Annotated in this window: 19 protein-coding genes and 1 pseudogene; 14 read left to right on the top strand and 6 right to left on the bottom strand. The window is 71.9% G+C overall.

The features are described from left to right. Positions 1 to 6: 6 nt before the first annotated feature. On the bottom strand, positions 7 to 969 hold the full coding sequence (locus E1262_RS16645) for a hypothetical protein (RefSeq protein WP_132104270.1): 963 nt from the start codon (positions 967 to 969) through the stop codon (positions 7 to 9). A 225-nt stretch (positions 970 to 1,194) separates the two neighbouring features. Beyond that, entirely contained in the window at positions 1,195 to 3,357 is a 2,163-nt protein-coding gene (gene glgX, locus E1262_RS16640; RefSeq protein ID WP_420810533.1) for a glycogen debranching protein GlgX, read from the bottom strand. Between the two features lie 67 nt (positions 3,358 to 3,424). Between glgX and E1262_RS16635 the strand changes: the two genes are divergently transcribed. Together E1262_RS16635 and E1262_RS16630 are read left to right on the top strand one after the other, a co-directional pair. After that, positions 3,425 to 4,213 (top strand): enoyl-CoA hydratase/isomerase family protein, encoded by a 789-nt coding sequence (locus E1262_RS16635; RefSeq protein ID WP_132104268.1) that lies wholly within the window; start codon positions 3,425 to 3,427, stop codon positions 4,211 to 4,213. Further along, a complete protein-coding gene (locus E1262_RS16630; protein ID WP_132104267.1) occupies positions 4,213 to 5,160 on the top strand; it encodes a class I SAM-dependent methyltransferase in 948 nt (315 codons plus the stop codon). Before E1262_RS16635 ends, E1262_RS16630 begins: the two co-directional genes overlap by 1 nt. A gap of 13 nt (positions 5,161 to 5,173) precedes the next feature. Here E1262_RS16630 and E1262_RS16625 read toward each other — a convergent pair whose 3' ends face one another. Further along, positions 5,174 to 5,743, bottom strand: a complete 570-nt coding sequence (locus tag E1262_RS16625) for a GNAT family N-acetyltransferase (RefSeq protein WP_132104266.1) — start codon at positions 5,741 to 5,743, stop codon at positions 5,174 to 5,176. Between the two features lie 94 nt (positions 5,744 to 5,837). On the opposite strand from E1262_RS16625, the gene E1262_RS16620 reads away from it, so the two are divergent. The 7 genes from E1262_RS16620 to E1262_RS16590 all read left to right on the top strand — a co-directional run bounded on the left by E1262_RS16620 (position 5,838) and on the right by E1262_RS16590 (position 14,950). Next, positions 5,838 to 6,509 (top strand): acyltransferase, encoded by a 672-nt coding sequence (locus E1262_RS16620; protein ID WP_203453941.1) that lies wholly within the window; start codon positions 5,838 to 5,840, stop codon positions 6,507 to 6,509. A gap of 225 nt (positions 6,510 to 6,734) precedes the next feature. Continuing rightward, positions 6,735 to 8,681, top strand: a complete 1,947-nt coding sequence (locus tag E1262_RS16615; protein WP_132104264.1) for a choice-of-anchor G family protein — start codon at positions 6,735 to 6,737, stop codon at positions 8,679 to 8,681. Positions 8,682 to 9,399: 718 nt separating this feature from the next. Then, positions 9,400 to 10,827: a choice-of-anchor G family protein gene (locus tag E1262_RS16610; protein WP_162605947.1), complete on the top strand. Its 1,428-nt coding sequence runs from the start codon at positions 9,400 to 9,402 to the stop codon at positions 10,825 to 10,827. Positions 10,828 to 10,973: 146 nt separating this feature from the next. Further along, positions 10,974 to 11,747 carry a DUF5819 family protein gene (locus E1262_RS16605; protein WP_132104262.1) on the top strand — a complete coding sequence of 258 codons (774 nt, stop codon included), beginning with the start codon at positions 10,974 to 10,976 and terminating at the stop codon, positions 11,745 to 11,747. Further along, positions 11,744 to 12,865 carry an HTTM domain-containing protein gene (locus E1262_RS16600; RefSeq protein ID WP_132104261.1) on the top strand — a complete coding sequence of 374 codons (1,122 nt, stop codon included), beginning with the start codon at positions 11,744 to 11,746 and terminating at the stop codon, positions 12,863 to 12,865. Before E1262_RS16605 ends, E1262_RS16600 begins: the two co-directional genes overlap by 4 nt. A 10-nt stretch (positions 12,866 to 12,875) precedes the next feature. Further along, on the top strand, positions 12,876 to 13,658 hold the full coding sequence (locus E1262_RS16595) for a DUF5819 family protein (RefSeq protein ID WP_132104260.1): 783 nt from the start codon (positions 12,876 to 12,878) through the stop codon (positions 13,656 to 13,658). Continuing rightward, positions 13,655 to 14,950 (top strand): HTTM domain-containing protein, encoded by a 1,296-nt coding sequence (locus E1262_RS16590; RefSeq protein ID WP_132104259.1) that lies wholly within the window; start codon positions 13,655 to 13,657, stop codon positions 14,948 to 14,950. The genes E1262_RS16595 and E1262_RS16590 overlap by 4 nt, the downstream gene beginning before the upstream one ends. Before the next feature lie 549 nt (positions 14,951 to 15,499). On the opposite strand, the pseudogene E1262_RS32135 reads toward E1262_RS16590, so the two are convergent. After that, positions 15,500 to 15,544, bottom strand: a pseudogene (locus tag E1262_RS32135) (hypothetical protein); the annotation flags it as partial. Positions 15,545 to 15,708: 164 nt separating this feature from the next. Continuing rightward, positions 15,709 to 16,998, bottom strand: coding sequence for a glycosyltransferase family 4 protein (locus E1262_RS16580; protein ID WP_132104258.1), 1,290 nt, complete (start codon positions 16,996 to 16,998; stop codon positions 15,709 to 15,711). A gap of 237 nt (positions 16,999 to 17,235) precedes the next feature. Here E1262_RS16580 and E1262_RS16575 point away from each other — a divergent pair, with 237 nt between their 5' ends. The 5 genes from E1262_RS16575 (at position 17,236) to E1262_RS16555 (ending at position 22,069) form a co-directional block, all read left to right on the top strand. Further along, a complete protein-coding gene (locus E1262_RS16575) occupies positions 17,236 to 18,021 on the top strand; it encodes an electron transfer flavoprotein subunit beta/FixA family protein (protein WP_132104257.1) in 786 nt (261 codons plus the stop codon). 10 nt (positions 18,022 to 18,031) lie between these two features. Beyond that, positions 18,032 to 18,991 (top strand): electron transfer flavoprotein subunit alpha/FixB family protein, encoded by a 960-nt coding sequence (locus E1262_RS16570; RefSeq protein WP_132104256.1) that lies wholly within the window; start codon positions 18,032 to 18,034, stop codon positions 18,989 to 18,991. 67 nt (positions 18,992 to 19,058) lie between these two features. Beyond that, on the top strand, positions 19,059 to 20,255 hold the full coding sequence (locus E1262_RS16565; protein ID WP_132104255.1) for a cysteine desulfurase family protein: 1,197 nt from the start codon (positions 19,059 to 19,061) through the stop codon (positions 20,253 to 20,255). A 2-nt stretch (positions 20,256 to 20,257) separates the two neighbouring features. Next, the gene (mnmA, locus tag E1262_RS16560) at positions 20,258 to 21,352 is read left to right on the top strand and encodes a tRNA 2-thiouridine(34) synthase MnmA (protein ID WP_132104254.1); all 1,095 of its coding nucleotides are present in this window, start codon (positions 20,258 to 20,260) and stop codon (positions 21,350 to 21,352) included. 39 nt (positions 21,353 to 21,391) lie between these two features. After that, positions 21,392 to 22,069, top strand: coding sequence for an arsenate reductase/protein-tyrosine-phosphatase family protein (locus E1262_RS16555; RefSeq protein ID WP_420810535.1), 678 nt, complete (start codon positions 21,392 to 21,394; stop codon positions 22,067 to 22,069). A gap of 6 nt (positions 22,070 to 22,075) precedes the next feature. Here the strand turns inward: E1262_RS16555 and E1262_RS16550 are convergent, their stop codons facing one another. Beyond that, positions 22,076 to 22,957, bottom strand: a complete 882-nt coding sequence (locus E1262_RS16550; RefSeq protein ID WP_132104252.1) for an alpha/beta fold hydrolase — start codon at positions 22,955 to 22,957, stop codon at positions 22,076 to 22,078. Positions 22,958 to 22,975 lie beyond the last annotated feature (18 nt).

The raw sequence follows: 22,975 nt of genomic DNA, 5'->3' as shown, positions 1-22,975 counted from the left end.
AGACGCTCAACCATCGCGGAGACCGGCCAGGTAGGCGGCCTCGATCTCACGCAGAACGGCGGCGGGTTCGGCTCTCAGCCGGGCCGGCGAGACCGGGAGCGCTCGCCAGCCGAGTGTGGGGTACCGAGCGCGCCGCTCCTCGGTGCGCGCGGGCGCGTCGCCGAAGCCGTGGAAGCTGCGTGAGTCGACCTCGACCACCAGCAGGGCGTGCTGCCAGCAGGCGTCGGGGTGAATGCCGCGGTGGCCGGGCAGTGGCTGGTTCCAGCGTGGTTCCGGAAGGAGCCGGCTGGTGCGGACGAGGTCGTGCAGCTCGCACTCCGGCGCGGACCGGCACCCGGCGTCGATGTCCTGCATGGCGAGCCGGGCCAGCGCGCCGCCACGGCGCGGGGCGGCCGCTACCTCGGCACGGAGGCCGGTGAGGGTGGTGCGGCGGCGTTGGACGGCTTCGCACATGAGCGCTCGGGTGTTGCGCAGCGCGAGTTCGCGGTGGTGCCTGGGATCGCGCCAGCAGGCGGGACAGCCGCCGGTGCGAGAACAGCGCGGCCGCCAGTCCGCGGGCAGGTGCGTGCACCGGACCACCGTGTCGACGACCGCGCGAGCGGCCGCGGCGATGGGCACGACGCCCGGAGACGCCGTCGGGGCGAGGGGGTCGAGCACCTCGTCCAGCGGCGGCCCGTCGCCGTGAAGGGCGGCCAGCCGCTCGTCGTCGATCCAGCGCTGACCCTTCGGCATCCGGCGGGTGCGGACGGCGCGGACGAACCCGTGACTGCGCTGGCCGCGTGCGCAGCCGGCCAGGACATGGACGTCGTCGGTGACGGGTGGGCCGTACCGGAGGCCGAGCAGGTCGCACGTCGACGGACCGGTGACCAGCGCATCCTCCCCGCATAGAGCACTGCGGCCCGCAGCCGGTGCAGCCGGCTGAGCGGTCCGTTGAAGGTCGCGTATACACCGGGCAGGACGCGCTGCCACGGCCCGCCGGTACGGATGGCGTGGCGCACGGCAGCGGCGGTCATGCCGCTGGCGGGGGCCTGCCGGCGGGTGAGCAGACCGTCCTGGACGCGGGCGAGTGCGAAAGCACGTCGATGGGACACGACGCGATCCTGCGCGTCCGCGGCGCGCGGCGGAAGGGCGAGTTCGCAACCTGTGGACAACCGATGGGTGAGCGTCTGCTGTTGCTATGGCGACACCAGACGCTCACCCATCGCGGGGTCTGTCGATCACGCGCAGCAGCAGGCAGCTGCGGCCGGTCAGTCGCACCCGGGCAGCCGGACGGTGCCGGCCGTCCGCGCCGGCGTCCGCGGTGTCGAGCACCACCTCGTACGACCTCGCCCAGAACCGGCCCGGCAGGCGCACGTCGACGTCCTCGGCGCCGGCGTGGACGTAGAGCAGGAACGACTCGTCCAGGATCGGCTCGCCGCGCACGCCGCGCGACCGGATGCCCTCGCCGTTGAGGTACATGCCGAGCGTGCGCAGCGCGCCGTCGTGCCACTCGGCCTCGGTCATCTCCGCGCCGGACGGGGCGAACCAGGCGATGTCCTTGCGGCCGCCGTCGACCACGGGCACGCCTTCGAAGAACCGCCGCTGCCGGACGACGGGGTGCGCGCGGCGGAACCGCAGCAGCCGCCGGACGTGCTCGAGCAGCTCCGGATGGTCGGCGGCCAGCGACCAGTCGATCCAGCTGATCTCGTTGTCCTGGCAGTACGCGTTGTTGTTGCCGCGCTGCGTGCGCCCCAGCTCGTCGCCGGAGAGCAGCATGGGCACGCCGGTCGACAGCAGCATCGTCGTCAGCATGTTCTTGATCTGGCGCACCCGCAGCTCGCGCAGCGCCTCATCGGCGTCGCCCGCAATTCCTTCGATGCCGTGGTTCCACGAGCGGTTGTCGTTCGTCCCGTCGCGGTTCTGCTCGCCATTGGCCTCGTTGTGCTTGCGGTCGTAGGAGACGAGGTCGCGCATGGTGAAGCCGTCGTGCGCGGTGACGTAGTTGATGGACGCGTACGGACGGCGGCGGTCGTCGGCGTAGAGGTCGGACGAGCCGGACAGCCGGAAGGCGAGGTCGCGGACACCGGCCGCGGCGCCGCGCCAGTGGTCGCGGACGGAGTCGCGGTAGCGGTCGTTCCACTCGGTCCACAGGTGCGGGAACTCGCCGACCTGGTAGCCGCCGGGGCCGACGTCCCAGGGCTCGGCGATCAGCTTCACCTCGCGCAGCACCGGGTCCTGCCCGATGACCGTCATGAACGAGCCGAGCATGTCGACGTCGTGCATCGAGCGGGCCAGGGCCGAGGCGAGGTCGAAGCGGAACCCGTCGACGTGCATCTCGCTGACCCAGTACCTCAGGGAGTCCATGACCAGGCCGAGCACCGCCGGATGCGCGACCCGGAAGGTGTTGCCGGTGCCGGTGTAGTCGAGGTAGCGGGACCGGTCGGCCGGGTCGACGTGGTAGTACGCCTCGTTCGCGATGCCGCGGTAGGACAGCGTCGGGCCGCCGTCGCCCTGCTCGGCGGTGTGGTTGTAGACGACGTCGAGGATGACCTCGAGCCCGGCCTGGTGCAGCGCGCGCACCATCGCCTTGAACTCGTCGACCTGCTGGCCGCGCGTGCCCGACGACGAGTACGCGTTGTGCGGCGCGAAGAACGCCAGCGTGTTGTAGCCCCAGTAGTTCAGCGAGCCGCGGTGCAGGAAGTCGGGCTCGCTGACGTACTGGTGCACCGGCATCAGCTCGACGGTGGTGATGCCGAGGCTGGTGAGGTACTCGATGGCGGCCGGGTGGGCGAGGCCGGCGTAGGTGCCGCGCAGCTCCTCGGGCACGTCCGGGTGCCGCATGGTGAAGCCGCGCACGTGCGTCTCGTAGAGGACGGTCTCGGCCCACGGCACCCGGGGCGGTGCGTCGCCGCGCCAGTCGAACGGGTGGACGTCGACGACGACCGACTTGGGGACGTACGGGGCGGAGTCGCGGTCGTCGCGCACGCGGTGGTCGCCGCCTGTGTCCAGGGACGGGCGGACGTGGCCGTAGATCGCGGCGTGCGCCGTCAGCGCGCCGTCGACGGCGAGGGCGTACGGGTCGGTGAGCAGCTTGGCGGGGTTGAAGCGGTGGCCTTTCTCAGGGTCCCAGGGGCCGTGCACCCGGAACCCGTAGCGCTGGCCCGCCCGCACTCCGGGGACGCTGCCGTGCCAGATGTCGAACGTGCGGTTGGGTAGCACCAGCCTGGTCTCGGTGTCGTCCTCGTCGAACAGGCAGACCTCGACCTGCTCGGCCTCCGGCGCCCACAGGGCGAAGTTCGTGGCCTCGGGGTCGTAGGTGGCTCCCAGCGGGGTCCAGTGACCGGGCCATGGCTCCATCGCGACATCCACGCGGGGCATTGTTGCTCATGCGGCCGACAAGAACCTCTTCGTCCAGGTAGGCAGGGTGTCACGGTACGGTGCCGAGATGAGCGAACGAGAGCTGGTGCGGCTGGAGGTCGCGGACGGCGTCGGGACCATCCGGCTGGACCGGCCGCCGATGAACGCCCTGGACGCCGCCCTCCAGGATGGCCTGCTGAGGCTGGCCGCCGAGGCGACCGAGCGGCGCGACGTCCGCGCCGTCGTCGTCTACGGCGGCGAGAAGGTCTTCGCGGCCGGCGCGGACATCAAGGAGATGGCCGGCTGGTCGTACACGGACATGGTCGACCGGTCGGTGGGGCTGCAGGCCGCGTTCACGGCTGTCGCGCGCATCCCGAAGCCGACCGTCGCGGCCATCACCGGATACGCGCTCGGCGGCGGCTGCGAGCTGGCGCTCGCCTGCGACCTGCGGTTCGCCGCGTCCGACGCCAAGCTCGGCCAGCCGGAGATCCTGCTGGGGCTGATCCCCGGCGCCGGCGGCACCCAGCGGCTGGCGCGGCTGGTCGGCCCGTCCAAGGCGAAGGACCTCATCTTCACCGGCCGCATGGTCGGTGCCGAGGAGGCGCTGGCGATGGGGCTGGTCGACCGGGTCGTTCCCGCCGGTGCCCACGTCTACGCCGTCGCGGTCGAATGGGCGGCCCGGTTCGCGACGGGCCCGGCCTATGCGCTGCGGGCGGCCAAGGAGGCGATCGACCGCGGCCTGTCCACCGACCTCGACACCGGCCTCGAGCTCGAGCGACAGCAGTTCGCAGGGCTGTTCGCCACCGAGGACCGCGCCACCGGCATGCGCTCGTTCATCGAGAAGGGCCCCGGCAAGGCCGTCTTCGAGGGCCGCTGATGACGGGGGAGCGGCGGCCGTCCGCGTCCGCCGAGGACGTCGAGCGAGCCTGGAACGACACCAAGCTGGCCCAGGTGCTTTACCACGACTGGGAGTCGCAGACCTACGACGACAAGTGGTCCATCTCCTTCGACGAGCGCTGCATCTCCTACGCGCGCGACCGCTTCACCGCCGTCGCCGGTTCTGAAGGCTGGCCGTACGGCCGCGCGCTGGAGATCGGTGCCGGGACGGGGTTCTTCTCGCTCAACCTGCGCCAGGCCGGCGCGCTGTCCGACGTGACCGTCACCGACATCTCGCCCGGCATGGTCGGGGCGGCCCGGCGCAACGCCCGGCAGCTCGGCTTCGAGATCGCCGGCGAGGTGGCCGACGCCGAGAAGCTGCCGTTCCCCGACGAGACGTTCGACGTCGTCGTCGGGCACGCCGTCATCCACCACCTCCCGGACGTCGAGCAGGCGTTCCGCGAGATGCTGCGGGTGCTGCGTCCCGGCGGGCGCGTCGTCATCTGCGGCGAGCCGACGAAGTACGGCGACAGGATCGCCCGGGCGCTGTCGCGGGCCACCTGGTGGGCGACGACCCGCGCCACGCGGCTGCCGGGGTTGTCGGGCTGGGCGCGGTCGCGGGAGGAGCTGGACGAGTCGTCGCGCGCGGCCGCGCTGGAGTCCGTCGTCGACCTGCACACGTTCGACCCCGGCGAGCTGACCGTGCTGGTCACCCGGGCCGGGTTCACCCATGCCACGGCGGTCACGGAGGAGCTGACGGCGGCCTGGTTCGGCTGGCCGGTGCGCACGTTCGAGCACGCTGTCAACCCCGACCGGCTGGGCTGGGGCTGGGCGATGTTCGCGTACAAGAGCTGGCTGCGGCTGTCGGCGGCCGACCGGGTGCTGGCCCGGGTCGTGCCGCGCGAGCTGTTCTACAACGTGTCGGTGACGGCGGTCCGGCCCGAGTAGGCACCCCGCCGCCTCACGCTGCCGCCGTCGCGCCCAGCTGCTCGGGCAGCCGTGCCAGCGGCGGGCGCAGGGCCAGCCGCATCGAGTCGTAGCCGGCCGACCGCTCCAGCCGCGCCTGCCCGTACCGCGTCAGCGTGCCGCGGAACCAGTGGTTGCCGGGCAGCGCGACGGTGTAGACCTCGCGGTAGCCGACGAGCCGGGCCATGCTGATCAGGTGGTCCAGCAGGGCCGAGCCCAGGCCGGCCCGCTGCCAGGCGTCCTCGACGATGACGGCCAGCTCGCCGGCGTCGCCGTCGTCGCGGCCCAAGTTGGCCAGCGCGACGATCGCCCGGTTGGGGGCCTCGGCCACCAGGGCGATGTCGGTGCCGACGAGCTGGGAGAGGAACCGCCCAGTCATGGACGGGACGGAGTGATAGCGGTGCCGGACGGTCTCGGTGGAGCACCGTACGTGCATCGCGCTGACGTCACCGGCGTCGCGCGGCGTGGCGGCCCGGATGGTGACCGAGCGCCCGTCGCGGAGTCGTGTCGTGACGCCCGAGCCGGAGAACAGGTGTGCCGATTCGGCCAGTCGCGTCGTCTTCATGGATTCCAGGTTCCGCCGCCGTTGTTACTGGGCGGTCTCCACGTCGTAACGGGCTGATCAGGGCCGCGGGCGGCCGTGGGGCTAACGTGTGCCCGTGGTGTTCCGCCGTCGCGACCCCCGGCAGGCGCGGTACCTGACGCCGTCGTCGTTGCGCTGGGTGATCCGGCACCGGGCGTGGACGTGGTGGTACCTGGTCCGGTACGCGCGGTTGTTCCGGCTGCGGCTGCTGCACCCCGAGGTGGTCACCGAGGGCATGGTGTTCCTGGGCCGGCGGGTCCGGGCCGAGGGACGGCGCGGGTACGGCCGGGTGGTGCTCGGCCGGTGGGTGCACATCGGCGACGGCACCCGGCTCACCGCCCACGAGGGGACGCTGCGGGTCGGCGACAAGGCGGTGTTCGGGTCCGACACCACCGTCACCTGCTACCTCGACGTCGAGATCGGCGCCCGGACGCTGGTGGCGGACTGGGTCTACGTCACCGACTTCGACCACCGCTTCGACGACCTCGCGACGCCGATCAAGGACCAGGGCATCGTCAAGTCGCCGGTCCGCATCGGGCCCGACTGCTGGCTCGGGGTCAAGGTGACGGTGCTCCGGGGCGCCGTCGTGGGGCGGGGCTGCGTGCTCGCCGCGCACGCCGTCGTCCGCGGAACCATCCCCGACCTCTCCGTCGCCGGGGGAGTTCCGGCGCGAATTCTCAAGCACCGCGGGAATCCGGCGGTATCAGCGGAAAGCGGCCAGGATTATTGTCCGGAGCGCCGGGATTGATGCTGTTTAGTCGTCATGATTCATCCCGTTTCTCCGCTGCGAATCGTTTACTTATATTTCCCGCTCCGCAGCAAGTAAATAATCAATTCTTGAGGTCAATCGACATGTCGCTGAGTAGCATCGCATTGTCATTGGCCCGTTCCGCGACCTAGGTCGCGCCATTCCCCGCACATTCGTCGCGGACGGCGCGGAGGCAACGTCCCCTAGCAGCACGAGGAGAGCAGGATGACTTCCTTGGAAAGGCATCGTCGGCGCCGGGTAGCGGCTTCGCTCCTGGCGGCCGGAGTGGCCCCGGTAGTCGCCGTCGGTGCATGGCTGGTTCCCGCATCGGCAGCCGAAGGTGACGAATCCCGAGCGGCAGCACGATTCCTGGGCGGAGAGATCCTCGGCACTGATCTGGACGCCGTGGCCGAACTCGCGGGCGTCGAGCTCGAGAACCTCGGCGAGGCTGAGCCGGTCACCGAGGCGAACCCGCTCGACCTCACCGTCCTCGACACCCTCAACGTGTCGATCCCGGGTGGGGTGCAGCTGCCGCTGAGCGACCTCCTCCAGCTGGGCGCCGTCAACCAGTGGGCGTCGGCGGAGGACGGGGGCGCGTCGCACGCCGCGACGGGCGCGGTCGCCGACAACGGCGGCGTCGGCACCGGGACCGAGGCCGGGTTCCCCGGCAACGCGACGTTCGACCTCACCGACGTGGTCGGCGAGGCGCTCACCGACCTGATCGCGGACCTCGAGCTGGAGCTCGGCGCGATCTCGTCCGAGGCGCACCTCGCGGCGACGGACGGTGCGTTCGAGTTCACCAGTGACTACGAGATCGCCGGTGGTCAGCTGCGGCTGACCGTTCCCCTGCTCGCCGATCTCCTGCCGCAGGTCCAGGACGCCGTCGGCACCGTCGAGGAGACGGTCAACGGCCTGGTCGGGCCCGAGGGCGCCATCGCCTCGACGCTCTCGACCGTCGAGGGCCTGCTGAACCTGCTCTCCGTCGCCGGCGTCGAGGACCCGGACATCACGGTCGCACTCGAGACCGACCTGGCGGGCGCGATCGAGGAGCTGCTGGCCACGCCACTGGGCGAGGGCACCGGGGTCGAACTGAACCTGGCCGAGGGCACGCTGATCGTCGACCTCGACACGCTGCTCGGCGGCCTGAACGACCAGGCGCCGAACACGGAGCTGCTGAGCCCCGAGGTCGTCTCCCAGCTCGCCGAGGCGATCGGCAACCTGCTCGACACGCTGGTCACCGACGTGGTGACGACGGTGGAGAACGCGCTGCGGGCGGCCACGCTGGACGTGCGCATCTACGCCGAGGTCGGCGGGCTGCTGCCCGGCACGCTGGACCTGCAGCTCACTGGTTCGCTCGGTGACGTGCTCACCGGTGAGGCCGCGTTCGTCAACAACAGTACCGGCGTCGTCGTCGGGCTGATCTCGTCGCTGATCGCGCCCGTGCTCGACACACTGGTCGGCACGGTTGGCGGGGTGGTCGAGGACGCGCTGTTCGCCGAGGGCGGGCCGCTCACGACGCTGGGCGAGACCGTCGCGGGCCTCGTCGCGCCGCTCACCGACGCGCTCACCCCGGTCGGCGACCTGCTCGCGTCGATCCTCTCGATCAAGCTCAACGTCCAGCCGGAGGCTCCGGCGGGTGCGCTCGCCCGCGCTACTGACGGGCCGCACAGCGTGGCCGCCCTCGAGGTGACGGCGCTGCCCGACTCGCCCGCCGCGGTGCTGACGCTGGCGGAGTCCACGGTCGGCCCCAACACCGTCGCCGACGACGGTGGCGAGACCGAGGTCGATGGCACCGAGGTGGACGGCACCGAGGTGGATGGCACCGAGGTGGATGGCACCGAGGTGGATGGCACCGAGGTGGATGGCACCGAGGTGGATGGCACCGAGGTCGATGGCACCGAGGTGGACGGCACCGAGGTGGACGGCACCGAGGTGGACGGCACCGAGGTGGACGGCACCGAGGTGGACGGCACCGAGGTGGACGGCACCGAGGTGGACGGCACCGAGGTGGACGGCACCGAGGTGGACGGCACCGAGGTGGACGGCACCGAGGTGGACGGCACCGAGGTGGACGGCACCGAGGTGGACGGCACCGAGGTGGACGGCACCGAGGTGGACGGCACCGAGGTGGACGGCACCGAGGTGGATGGCACCGAGGTCGGACAGGGCTGAGGCACCTGTCGCCGAGGCGATCGACATACGACCGATGGCCGCGGATCCGCGATCCGGACCCGCGGCCATCGGCCTCTCCCGGCCGGCCGCCGAATCCACTGCGGCGAGCGGCCGCCCCGAGCGCCATTCCGGATTCGTCCGGCTGACATATTCACAACGCACGGCGCTATCAGCCGAATGGGTGAGTCGGACTCCACTCAATGGCGCTGTGACCAGGACATTGGGCGGAAAAACGAACCCGCGGGAACCGGCCCGCGTGTCGACCTTCGATAACGATTCGGTCACGGCCGACATGCTCGCGGTTTAGACCAGTGGTCCCGGTTTGCGCATGCGAATGCCGGGTGTTTCGCCCGATTCACCCCAGTTCAACGCGTCGCTCCGTCCCGTTATGTCCGGATGGCACCGTAAGTCCCAACAGTGAGGATTACTCTGCTTCGAGGTAAAGACCTTGATCAACCGTTTCGAGGCATAGCGACCGGCGCGCGGCGAATGGGCGGTCGATGTCCCCGGAGGCAGATTCGCCAAGTACGAGACACGTCTCTGACGCAGTTGTAGGTTCATGATCACGCTTCGCGGGCCAAGGCACATCTGATGGCCGCGAAGGAGCCCGCCATGAAATGCAAATGCCAGAGGAGAAGGCATGCCTGCAACACCTGTTATGCGCCGGCGTCGCGCAGCGACAACGCTGCTCGCAGCTGGTATTGCCCCGGTTTTCGCTGTGGGTGCGTGGCTGACGCCCGCCGCAGCGGCCGAGGGTGACGAGTCGCGCGCCGGCGCGCGGTTCCTCGACGGCACCGTCCTGGGCACCGACCTGGACGAGATCGCCGAGCTCGCCGGCGTCGAGGTGGAGAACCTGGGCGACCCGGAGGCCGTCACCGAGGCCAACCCGCTGGACGTCACGCTGCTCGACTCCATCAACGTCACGCTCGAGGGCGGGGTCCAGCTGCCGCTGAGCGACATCATCAAGCTCGGTGCGGTCAACCAGTGGGCCACCGCCGAGGACGGCGCGACCTCGCACGCCGCCACGGGTGCGGTCGCCGACAACGGCGCCATCGGCACCGGCGTCGACGCCGGCTTCCCGGCCAACGCCACGTTCGACCTGACCGACCTGCTCGGTGAGGGCCTGACGGACACCATCGCCGACGTCGAGCTCGAGCTCGGCGCCGTCTCGTCCGAGGCGCACCTCGAGCCGTCCGGCGACGAGTTCGAGGTCGCTCGCGACTACGAGATCGCCGGTGGCGAGCTGCGGGTCACCGTTCCGCTGCTGGGCCAGCTGGACGCATCGCTCGGCGACGACGCCGCCGTCTGGATCGAGAACGGCACCATCGTCATCGACCTCGACCTGCTGTTCGAGGACCTGAACGACCTGCCGCCGAACAGCGAGCTGATCGGCCCGGGCCTGTTCGACATCCTGGAGAACCTGCTCGGCGAGCTGCTCGGTGACCTCGGCGAGGGCCTGGGCGACCTGCTCGGTGACCTGGGCGTCGACGACCTGACCAACGGCCTCGCCGAGGCACTGACCGACATCCTGTCGATCAAGGTCAACGTCCAGCCGGACCAGCCGGACGCCGGCATGGCAAAGCCGACAACCGCGCGTGCGGCGAGCAACGTCGAGAAGGCCTCCACCTCGGAGGAGTACAGCGTCGCGGCCGTCCAGGTCACCCTGCTCGGCGGCCTCGAGGAGGACGGCGTCTCGGTGACGCTGGCTCGGTCGTACGTCGGCCCGAACACGCTGTCCGACGGTGAGGAGACCGAGGTGGACGGCACGGAGACCGAGGTGGACGGCACCGAGGTCGATGGCACCGAGGTCGATGGCACCGAGGTGGACGGTACTGAGGTCGATGGCACCGAGGTCGATGGCACCGAGGTCGATGGCACCGAGGTGGACGGTACTGAGGTCGATGGCACCGAGGTGGACGGTACTGAGGTGGACGGTACTGAGGTCGATGGCACCGAGACCGAGGTCGACGGCACCGAGACCGAGACGGAGGCCGACGCCGACGCCGACGGCAACGAGGACGGCGACGAGCTGCCCGACACCGGTGCCGGCTCCAGCCAGCTGCTGATCCTCGGCCTGGGCCTGCTGTTCGCCGGTGGCATCGCGGCCTACGCGGTCAGCCGTCGCCGGGGCCTCACCGTCGAGTGACACCCAGCACCACGTGAGCAACACCAGCAACGAACAGGAGTAGCACCACGACTCCGCCGCGCGATCACGGTGGGTCCGCTCCCAAGCCAGGGCGCGGACCCACCGGATCGGCGTTTCCGGGGTCGGTCGAACCGGGCGGTCGACACATGAGGGCAGGCACGATGCACGACCAGGAGACAGAAACGACGACGACGACGTCGGCGCGGCCGACGTGGATCAAGGTCGTCGCCGGGGGGCTCGGCGCGGTGCTGTGCGCGCACCTCCTCGCGACGGCGGTGTTCGTCGGTCCGGCGAACGCGGCCAAGGAGACCTTGGGTACGACGCTGACCAGCTACATGCAGCCGTACTTCCAGCAGGAGTGGAGCCTGTTCGCCCCGACGCCGATCAGCGTCGAGTACTCCATGCTGGTGCGCGGCTGGTACGACGCCGACACCTCGACCGAATGGGTGAACGTCACCGAGCTCGAGGTCGAGGGCAACATCCTGCACAGCCTGGCGCCGTCGCGCGCGGGCATCGTCACCCGCCGGCTGGCCGGCAACATGCGCAAGCAGTACCGCCTCATCACGCCGGCGGAGCAGGGCATCCTGGCCGGCAGCTACCACGAGAACGCGTGGGCGCGCATGGAAGAGGCGATGCTGGCCACACCGGACCCCAGCTCCGACGCCCGCATCTCCTACGTGCTGCGCCTGGACCGCGCCATGACGGCATACGCGACGCAGTTCGCGTGGGCCTGGTGGGGCCGTGACGCCGGCATCCAGTACGTCGAGGTCCAGATCCAGGAGACCCGCGCGCCGCGCTTCGACGACCGCGGCGACGAGCCGTCGGCGACGGTCCGCGACTTCGGCCGCCGCCCGCTCTACCAGTACGACGGCCAGGACAGCGAGGCGTTCGCCGAGGCCATCGGGAGGTTCCGGTCATGATCGGGTCCGCCGTCGACCGCGCGCTGGACGCCGTCGCCGCCACCGTCGGCAAGGGCGAGGAGTGGCTGCTGGGCGCCAAGCGCGCCACCTACGGCCTCGCCGTCGTCCGCATCATCTTCGGCCTCGCGGCCGTCTGGTTCCTGCTGGCCAACTTCAGCAACCGGCACTATCTGTGGGGCGACGCCGCGCAGTGGATGACGCCGCTGGAGCGCAACGGCGGCTTCGGCTGGCCGTTCACGCTGTTCGAGGGCGGCAGCGACCCCACTGTCCTGACGGTGAAGATGCTGGCCGTCCTGGCACTGGCAGTCGCGTTCACGCTCGGCTGGCGCACCCGCGTCGTCGCGCCGGTGCTGCTGATCTGCTGGGTCAGCCTGATCGAGTCGAACCCGCTCTACGGCGACCAGAGCGACAACATCTTCCGCATCCTGCTCATCTATTTGTGCTTCGCCGACCTGTCCGGACGGTGGTCGCTGGACGCGCGGCGGCGGGCACGGCAGGAGCAGGGCCTGAGCCGCCGGCTGTGGCCGCGCCGGTTCACCCCCGAGGGCCTGCGCCGGGGCGCCGGCCGGCTCGGCATCCTCGTCCACAACCTCGCCGTCGTCGCCGTCGCCGCGCAGATCTGCGTCATCTACGTCGCCTCGGCGCTCTACAAGGTGCAAGGGGAGTACTGGCAGGACGGCACCGCCGTCTACTACCCGATGCAGGTGGGGCAGTACCGGCCGTGGCCGTGGCTCAACGACCTGCTGTCGGCGAACCCGTTCGGCGTGCTGGTCGTCTCGTACTTCTCCGTCTTCATCCAGCTGTTCTTCCCGCTGATGCTGCTGCGCCGCGGCACCCGGGTGGTCGCGCTGCTCGGCGTCCTCGGCATGCACGCCGGCATCGCCGTGATCATGGGGCTGCCGTTCTTCTCGCTGTTCATCATGGCCGGCGACCAGATCTTCATCCGCGACGCCACCTACCAGGCGATCGCGGCCCAGGTGCGGACGGCGTGGGACGGACGACGACGGCGGCCCGGCGCCGCGGAGCCCGGCCCGGATGCACCACCGGCGGACGACCGGCCGGCCGCCGCGGAACCCGTGCGCGAGGAGGCCCCGGCCGAGCCGGTGCCCACCAGGTAGCCTGGCCCGCGTGCCGAACGACAGCCGGGAGGCCCAGTCGCGACCAGACGTGCCGCCGATCGCCAAGGGTGTCGCGTTCTTCCTGGTCGGCGTGGTGGCGCTGCACTTCGCGGCGACCTTCCTGTGGAACGCCCCGGACAACCCGATCAAGGACTCCGTCGGCGGCCAGGTGTCCGGGTACATGCGCCCCTTCTTCCAGCAGAACTGGAGCCTGTTCGCACCCAACCCGGTGAACGCCGAGGACGAGCTGCGGGTCCGCGCGCAGGTCGAGGACCCGCAGACCGGCGAGCTGCGCACCACCGACTGGGAGGACCCGACCCGGCTCGAGTGGACGCTGATCACCCACGACCCCGCGCCGTCACGGGCCAGCCGGCTGACGTCCAACCTGCACCGCCGGGTCAACACCGCCTGGGGCGCGCTCACCGACGAGCAGCAGGACATCGTCGCCACCGACTACCAGGACATGTCCGACTGGCGGCCGCTCGCCGACGACCTCATCGCCGCGCAGGGCGGCGAGACGTCGTCGCGGGTGGCGAACATGGTCCGCGCCGACCGCGTCGCCACCGGATACGCGACCCAGTTCGCCAAGGCGATCTGGGGCGAGGACGTCGTCGCCGTCCAGTTCCAGCTGGTCCGCACGCCGGTGCCGCGCTGGCACCAACGGTTCGACCCGCCGCCGGAGACCCCGCAGCAGACCATCCGCGAGTTCGGCTGGCGCCCGGCCCTCGTCGACCCGGACCAGGACGAGGCCGCGTTCGCCGACGTCCTGCGGGACCTGGAGGACAACCGGTGATCGGCGAGGCGATCCGCTACGTCACCCGGGCCATCGGGCGCACCGTCGACACCGGCGAGCAGTGGCTGTTCGACGGCAAGAAGGCGACGTACGGCCTGGCCGCGATGCGGATCCTGCTCGGCGGCGCGATCCTCGGGTCGCTGACCGTCAACTTCGTGTACCGGCACTACGTGTGGGGGCCGGGCGCGCGCTGGCTCACCCCCTGGCTCACCGTCGACGAGTACGGCTTCCCGTTCACCTCGGTGTTCGCGCAGGACGACGGCACCACCGTCTTCACGCTCAAGTACCTGCTGCTGGCCGGGCTCGCCGTCGCGTTCACGCTCGGCTGGCGCACCCGCGTCGTCACGCCGCTGCTGATGATCGGCATCGCCAGCCTGATGCGGCTCAACCCGCTCGCCGACGACGCCGGCGACAACATCGTCCGCATCATGCTGCTGTTCCTCTGCTTCGCGGACACCTCGATGCGGTGGTCGCTGGACGCCCGCCGCCGCGCCCGTCCCGGCTACCGCCCGCTGGTCCCGCTGCCGCCGTGGGTGGGCACGCTGTTCCACAACGTCGCCCTGATGGCCGTCGCCACGCAGGTGTTCATGATCTACATGACCTCCGGGCTGTCGAAGGTCCAGGGCAGCATGTGGCAGGAGGGCGTCGGCCTCTACTACCCGCTGCGCATCGGCCAGTACGCGCCGTGGCCCGGGCTGAACGAGCTCGTCTACACCAACGGCGTCTTCGTCACCATCGGCAGCTATGCGACGGTGTTCGTGCAGGTGCTGTTCCCGCTGCTGTTGTTGCGGCGGGGGACGCGGGTGCTGGCGCTGCTGGCGATCTTCGCGATGCACGTCGGCATCGCCGTGACGATGGCGCTGCCATGGTTCTCGCTGGCCATGATCGCCGCCGACATGGTCTTCGTCCGCGACGACACCTACCGGGCGCTGATCCGCTGGGCCAGACGCTCCCGCCAGCGCCGGCCGCCAGAGCCGATGATCACGGAGTCGGACGCGGCAGGCCGGCCCGCACGGCCGTGGGTGTCCGATCCAGCCGCGGGCGTTCAGGACTCGTGCCTGCTCGGTGGCGACGCCGCAGGGATCGTCGTAGATGTCGGCGTGTCCGTAGCGCAGGGTGGCGTGGCCGTCGACGGTGGCGCGGTTGTCGCGGTGGCGGTCGCGGAAGCGTCCTTCGCCGGTGTGCCCGATGCGGCCGTCGAGCTCGACGCGCACGCCGTACTCGTCGTAGTCGACGTCGATCCAGATGACGCGGTGACCGGCGATGCGGCGTTGCCGGCAGCCGGCCGGTAGTCCGTGGGCGCGTTCGACGCGGCGTAGGTGGCGCAGCTCCAGCGGCGACTGGGCTCCCTCCGCCACGTCGGCCAGCATCGCCTCGACCATCGCCCGCCAGCGGATCTTCTTCCGCCGCGCCAGGGCATCGGCGAGTCGTTCCGGGGTGGTGAGCCGGCGCTGGCATGCGGCGGTCACCCAGCCCTCGGCGTCACGTGGATGCGGTGCGGCGTCCACGAGGTCGAGGACCGTTTCTTCCAGCCGCGTCCGTGGCGGACTCTTCGACGGGTGCCGGGTGAGCGGCAGACGCCACGCGTAGTGCACCCGCACGCGGTCGATCTTGCCGCGCACGTGCCGCTCGCCCGGAGCCGTCACGTGCACCGCCGGGCCTGGATCGTCACACAGGCCGTCGAGAAACGCCGCCGTGCGATGGCTGGCGACGGCGCCGTGCCCGGCGCGCAGGATCGCCGCCCACACGCGCGCTTCGAACGGCAGCGGCCCGGTGAACGTGGCATAGACGCCGAGGTGGATCCGGCGCCAGCGCCCGGACTCGACGCGCCACTCCACCTGCCGGTCCGTCAGGCCGCACGTGTGTGCCTGGGCACGGCTGACCACACCGGCCTGGCCGGCGAGGAGCTCCTCGAGGTCCACCCGAGTCAGCCTGCGCGAGCCGGGCACGCTGCGCCAGACCCAATTTGCCCCCTGTGGACAACCGTGATCATCGGCGTTTGACCACACGTGGGTGTGGTCAAACGCCGATGATCACGGGGAGGAGGGCGTCAGACCTCGCCGCGAACCCGGCGCCAGGCCTGCTGCACCGGCGCCGGCCGGTCGGCCAGGATGTTGCCGTCCGGCGCCGGCGCGGGCCGCGGGCGGGGCGGACGGGGGTCGGCGACGGCGGCCGCGTAGACCTTCTCCGTCTCGCGGGCGACCGCCGTCCAGACGAACTCCGTGGCGATGCGCTGGTGGGCGGACCGGACCAGCCGCTGCGGCAGCCCGGGCTCCTCGAGCAGCCGCATCGCTGCGGCGGCGAGGTCGCCGGGGTCGCGCGGCGGCACCAGCAGGCCGGTGACGTCGTGCTCGATCACCTCGCGCAGGCCGCCGCTGTCGCCGGCGATGACCGGCGTGCCGGCCGCGCTCGCCTCGAGCGCCACGATGCCGAACGGCTCGTACGACGACGGCACCAACGCCACGTCCGCCGCGCCGAACAAGGCGGCCAGGTCGGGCTGGTCCATGCGCCCGGCGAACTGGACGACGTGGTCGATCTGCAGCCGCTGGGCCAGCCGCCGCAGGTTGACCTCCTGCGACCCGGCGCCGGCCAGCACCAGCCGGGCGTCGTGGTGGCGCTGCCGGACCAGCGACAGCGCCTCGACGCAGACGTCGACGCCCTTCTCCCACTCCAGCCGGCCGCCGAACACCAGCAGCGGCGTCTTCGGCGGGATGCCGAACCGCTCGCGGGTCGCCCGCCGCGCCTCCGCCGTCGTCCGCCAGGCCGGCTGGTCGACGGCGTTGCGGATGACGGTGAGGTCCTCGGGCGGGACGTCGAACGCGGCGGCGGCCTCGACCCGCATGGCCTCGGAACAGACGATGGACCGCGTCGCCTCGGCGACCAGCCAGGCCTCGATGTCGTGCCGGGCCCGCGACAGCGGCGTCGACAACCAGCCGTCCCACAACCCCGCCTCGGTCGCGTGGATGGTGGCGACGAGCGGCGCGTCGATGGCGCGGGCGACGTTGATGCCTGCGTGCGCGTCAACCCAGTCGTGTGCGTGGACGACATCAGGCATCCACTCGCGCGTCAGCCGGTGGGCGGTACGCATGAGACTCGTGTTGAGCGCCAGCACCCACGGCACGAGATCCTCGCCACGCTCGCCGGCCGGCGGATCGGGCGGCGCCCGGAATACGCGCACGCCCTTGTCGTCCTCTTCCTCGGGCATCCCCGGGGCGGACTGCGTGACGACGGCGACGTCGTGGCCGTCGGCCACCAGACCCTCGGTCAGGCGGTGGACGTGGCGCCCGAGACCGCCGTAGATGACGGGCGGGTACTCCCACGAGACGACAAGTATCCGCATCGCGCGATCATTTCACAGCGGGCCCAAGATCGGGACCGAGTCAAGACGGCGAAAACGGGTATCGGCGGCCGTCCCGGACTGTGACGTGTTGCACGTCAGCCGGACTTGGACCATTGGTTACCTGTCGGTAACATCGGGACGGTCGAAGGCTCCGCCGCCCCGGCGTGGGCTAGCCTCGCGATGGGCGCCGCGCCGGCGTCCCGCAACCCGCCCGGCCTAGGAGGTCGCAACCCGGCCATGAAGATCGTCACCCTGGTCAAGCACGTTCCGGACGCCACCGCGGACCGGACCTTCAACGCCGCCGACAACACCACTGACCGTGCTGGTGTCGACGGCCTGCTGTCCGAACTGGACGAGTACGCCGTCGAGGAGGCGCTCAAGATCGCCGAGGCCGGAGACGGCGTCGAGATCGTAGCCCTGACGATGGGGCCCGACGGCGCCGACGCCGCCCTGAAGAAGGCGCTGCAGATGGGCGCGGACTCCGGTGTGCACGTCGTCGACGACGCCCTGCACGGGTCCGACGCGCTGGCCACCGCCCAGGTGCTGGCGGCCGCGATCGCCAAGGTCGGCGACGTCGACCTGGTCCTGACTGGTATGGCCTCGACCGACGGCAGCATGAGTGTGGTGCCGGCGATGCTGGCCGAGCACCTGGGGCTGGCGCACGTCGGGTTCGTGGGTGAGCTGACGGTGTCCGGCGCGACGGTGACGGCGCGCCGCGACGGCGACGTCGCGTCGGAGACGATCGAGGCGGACCTGCCCGCCGTCGTGTCGGTGACCGACCAGATCAACGAGCCGCGCTACCCGTCGTTCAAGGGCATCATGGCCGCGAAGAAGAAGCCGGTCGAGACGTGGACGCTGGCCGACCTCGGTGTCGACGCCGGCGCGGTCGGGCTGGACGCCGCGTTCTCTGTCGTGCGCGAGGTGACGAAGCGGCCGGAGCGCACCGCCGGCACCGTCGTGACCGACGAGGGCGACGGCGGCGTCAAGCTGGCCGAGTTCCTGGCCGCCCAGAAGTTCATCTGAGGGGGAAGCGATGGCTGAGATCCTGGTCCTGGTCGACCACGTCGACGGCGCGGTCCGCAAGACCACGCTGGAGCTGCTGACGCTCGCGCGACGCGCGGGCGAGCCCGCCGCGGTGTTCCTCGGCACCGGCTTCGACGCCGCCCGCGACACGCTGGGTGAGTACGGCGCGGCGAAGGTGTACGTCGTCGAGGCGCCCGAGCTCGAGCAGTACCTCGTGGTGCCGAAGGCCGAGGCGCTGGCGCAGATCGCGCAGTCCTCCGGCGCGGCCGGCGTGCTGCTGACCTCCAGCCCGGAGGGCAAGGAGATCGCCGCCCGGCTGGCGGTCAAGCTCGGCTCAGGTGTCATCACCGACGCGATCGATATCACTGTCGTGGCCTCCGAAATCGTGACGACGCAGTCGGTGTTCGCCGGCGGGTACACCGTGACCGCGCAGGTCACCAGGGGCACGCCGGTCATCACGGTGAAGCCGAACGCGGTCACGCCCGAAGCCACCGGCGGCTCCGTGGGTGCGGAGGAGAAGGTCGCGGTCGCGTTCTCCGACGCCGCCACGAAGGCGCGCATCGTCGACCGCAAGCCGCGCGCGGCCACCGGCCGGCCCGAGCTGACCGAGGCCAGCATCGTCGTCTCCGGCGGCCGGGGCACCGGCGGCGACTTCGCCCCCGTCGAGGCGCTGGCCGACGCGCTAGGCGCGGCTGTCGGCGCGTCGCGGGCGGCCGTGGACTCCGGCTGGTACCCGCACGCCTACCAGGTCGGGCAGACCGGCAAGACGGTGTCGCCGCAGCTCTACCTGGCCTGCGGCATCTCCGGCGCCATCCAGCACCGGGCCGGCATGCAGACCTCGAAGACCATCGTCGTGGTCAACAAGGACCCCGAGGCGCCCATCTTCGCGATGGCCGACTTCGGTGTCGTGGGCGACCTGCACACCGTCCTGCCGCAGGCGACTGCGGAGATCCAGAAGCGCAAGGGCTGAGGTGCCCCGGCAGCGGCCGGCTCGCGATGCGCGGGCCGGCCGCCCCACGCCGTAAACTGGACGGGACATGTCTGACGGCCGCGTCTATCTCGATCACGCGGCGACGACCCCCGTCCTCCCCGCAGTGATCGACGTCGTCGCCGGGGCCATGGCTACCCTCGGCAACCCCTCGTCGCTGCACGCCTCCGGCCGCCGCGCCCGCAAGCTGGTCGAGGAGGCGCGCGAGTCCGTCGCCGCCGGTCTCGGCGCCCGGCCCAGCGAGGTGGTGTTCACCTCCGGCGGCACCGAGGCCGACAACCTCGCCGTCAAGGGCCTCTTCTGGTCCCGCCACGGCGCCGACCCGCGCCGCGTCCGCATCCTCGCCTCCGCCGTCGAGCACCACGCCGTGCTCGACTCCGTCGACTGGCTCGTCGCGGAGCAGGACGCCAAGGTCGAGTGGTTGCCCGTCGACCCCGCCGGCCGGCTCGACGTCGACGCGCTGCGCCGCGTCGTCCGGGCCGATCCCGAGTCCGTCGCGCTGATCACCGTCATGTGGGCGAACAACGAGGTCGGCACGGTGCAGCCGATCGGCGAGGTGGTCGCCGTCGCGCACGAGCACGGCATCCCGGTCCACTCCGACGCCGTGCAGGTGGTCGGCGCCCTGCCGCTGCACTTCGGCGACTCCGGCCTGGACGCCATGACGGTGTCCGGGCACAAGGTGGGCGCCCCGGTCGGCGTCGGCGCACTGCTGCTGCGGCGCGAGACCGACGTCGTGCCCGTCCTGCACGGTGGTGGCCAGGAGCGCGACGTCCGCTCCGGCACCCTCGACGCGCCCGCGGTGGCCGGGCTGGCCGCCGCGCTCCGAGCGACACTGGCCGATGCACCGGGCCGGGCCGCCGCGCTGGCCGCGCTGCGTGAGCGCCTGGTCTCCGGCGTCCTCGGCGCGGTCCCCGACGCGGTGCTGAACGGCGACCCGCAGCGCACGCTGCCCGGCATCGCCCACTTCTCCTTCCCCGGCTGCGAGGGCGACGCGCTGCTGCTCCTGCTCGACGCCGCCGGCATCGACTGCTCGACCGGCAGCGCCTGCACGGCAGGCGTGCCGGAGCCGTCGCACGTGCTGCTGGCCATGGGCGCGCCGCACGAGCGGGCCCGCGGCTCGCTGCGGTTCTCGCTGGGTCATTCGTCCACGGAGGCCGACGTCGACGCACTGGTCGCGGCCATCGGCCCGGCCGTCGACCGGGCCCGCGCGGCCGGCATCGTCAACGTCTCGACCAGGGGGAACTGAGCATGCGTGTCCTCGCCGCGATGTCCGGTGGAGTGGATTCGGCGGTCGCCGCGGCCCGGCTGGTCGAGGCCGGCCACGACGTCACCGGCGTGCACCTCGCGCTGTCGTCGAACCCGCAGTCGTTCCGCACCGGCGCCCGCGGCTGCTGCACCATCGAGGACTCCCGCGACGCCCGCCGCGCCGCCGACGTGCTCGGCATCCCGTTCTACGTGTGGGACCTCGCCGAGCGGTTCCGTGCCGACGTCGTCGACGACTTCGTCGCCGAGTACGCCGCCGGCCGCACGCCCAACCCGTGCCTGCGCTGCAACGAGAAGATCAAGTTCGCGGCGGTGCTCGACCGCGCACTCGCGCTGGGCTTCGACGCCGTCGGCACCGGCCACTACGCCCGCATCGCCGACGGGCCGGCCGGCCGAGAGCTGCACCGCGCCGCCGACCCGGAGAAGGACCAGTCCTACGTGCTGGGCGTGCTGACGGCCGAGCAGCTCGAGCACGCGATCTTCCCGCTCGGCGACACCGTCAAGGCCGACGTGCGCGACGAGGCGGAGCGGCGCGGACTGGCCGTCGCCCGCAAGCCCGACAGCCACGACATCTGCTTCATCGCCGACGGCGACACCGCCGGCTTCCTGCGCGGCCACCTCGGCGACGCCCCCGGCGAGGTCGTCGACACCGCCGGCGCCGTCGTCGGGACGCACGAGGGGACCTACGGGTTCACCATCGGGCAGCGCAAGGGGCTGCGCATCGGCACCCCGGCCGCCGACGGCAAGCCGCGCTACGTCCTCGACATCTCGCCGGTCGACCGCCGGGTCACCGTCGGCCCGCGCGAGTCGCTCGCCGTCGATGCCCTCACCGGGGTCGCGCCGCGCTGGTGCGGCGCGCCGCCGGTGCTCGGGGAGGAGCTGCACTGCGTGGCGCAGTTCCGGGCCCACGGGACGCCGGCCGTGGCGGTCGCGACGGTGTCGGCCGGAGGGTCGGTGTCGGTGGCCTTCGCCGAGCCGCAGGAGGGCGTCGCGCCCGGTCAGGCGATCGTGCTCTACGACGGCAGCCGGGTCGTCGGCTCCGCGACGATCGACGAGACCCGCTCCGCCGTTCGCGCCTGATTCGAGCCCGCCGCCCCGGGGTATGCACCGGGCATGAGCATGCCGTCGTCCCCCGAACCCGTCCCCGAGAGCCCCGTCACCGGACCGCGCGACCCCGCTCTCGAGATCGAGCACGGCCTCGCCATGCGCGCCGCCGCCGAGCGCCTGGGCAAGGAGTTCACCGGCATCGGCGCCGAGACCATCGAGAGCTTCCTCGAGACCAGCTACGAGCACTTCGCCGCGGGTGCTCGCATCCCCACGTTCCTGCCGCTGATGGCCGAGCGGTTCTCGCGGCAGCGGCTGCGCGCGCTGGCCCGGGTCGAGGGCGCGCGGGACAGACCGACCGTGCTGTTCCTGTGCCCCGACAACGCCGGCCGGTCGCTGCTGGCGCTCGGGCTGTTCGAGGAGCTGGCCGGCGACGGCGCCGTCGCCTGGTCCGGCGGCGCGGACCCCGCGACCGACGTCGACGCGGGCGTCGCGACCGCCATGGGCGAGCGCGGCATCGACCTCGCCGACGAGTTCCCGAAGCCCTGGACCGACGAGATCGTCGAGGCCGCCGACGTCGTCGTCACCATGGGCGGCGTGACGGCGCCGGAGCTGCCCGGCCGCCAGTACGAGCACTGGGACCTGCCGGACCCGGGCGGCCAGGACCTCGACACCGTCCGGGCGATCCGCGACGAGTCCGAGCAGCGGGTCCGCGACCTGCTGGCCCGGCTCGGAGTCGGCGTCAAGGCGTGACGCGCGTCAGCGCGTGACGTAGTCGACCACCATCGCGATCACCGACGGGTCGCGCAGGATCCGCTGGTGCCCGAGCCCCTCGGTGCCGGCCAACTCGGCCTCCGGCCAGGCCGCCGCGAGCGCGGCGCCGTCGTCATACGGGACCTCCTTGTCCCTGCGGTCGTGCACGACCAGCGTCGGCGGCACCTCCGTGCGCCGGGACAGGCCGGTGACGTCGAAGTCGGCCAACGGGCGGCCGGCCAGCCGCTCCAGCCGGGCCAGCATGCGGGTGCGGGTCCGCTCGCCGAACCCGACCGTGCGCTGGAACGCTGCGAGGCCGTCGCTGAGCGTCGTGCTCGGCGCGATGAGCACCAGCCTCGCCGCCGGCAGGCCGTCCAGGACGGCGACCGCCGTGGCCGCCCCGCCGAGCGAGTGCGCGATGACGGCGGCCGGCTTGCCGTGCTTGCCCGCGGCGGCGGCCAGCGCCTCGGTGAACTCGACGCCGGTGGCCCGGCCGCGGCCGAGCTGCCCCGGCCCGGACTCGCCGTGGCTCGGCGCGTCGACCGCCACCACCCGCCGACCGGCCTCGACCAGCGGCTGGACGAATGCGCCGAGCTGCCCGCGCCAGCCGCCCCAGCCGTGCATCAGGTAGACCGGCGGGCCGAACCCCCAGCTCTCCACCGCGACCTCGCGGCCGTCGGGAAGGATCAGCGTGCTGCGCTCGCCCGGCCGCGGCCGCTCGTCGCGGCGGCGGCCGCCGGTGTTCGGCAGGGTGCACCAGAGCCCGGCGGCCCAACGGGCGCCCATCCCGGGCGCGACGCGCTCGAGCGTGCCGAACGCGACCCGGAGCGCTCGCAGCTTGGCACTAGCACGAACGATCGTGCGATTCTGCGACGAGGTGACTGTCATGGCGATCCCTTCGGGGAG

This window comes from Jiangella aurantiaca, assembly GCF_004349105.1.
Lineage (GTDB): Bacteria > Actinomycetota > Actinomycetes > Jiangellales > Jiangellaceae > Jiangella > Jiangella aurantiaca.
This window is presented reverse-complemented; position numbering and strand designations above follow the sequence as displayed.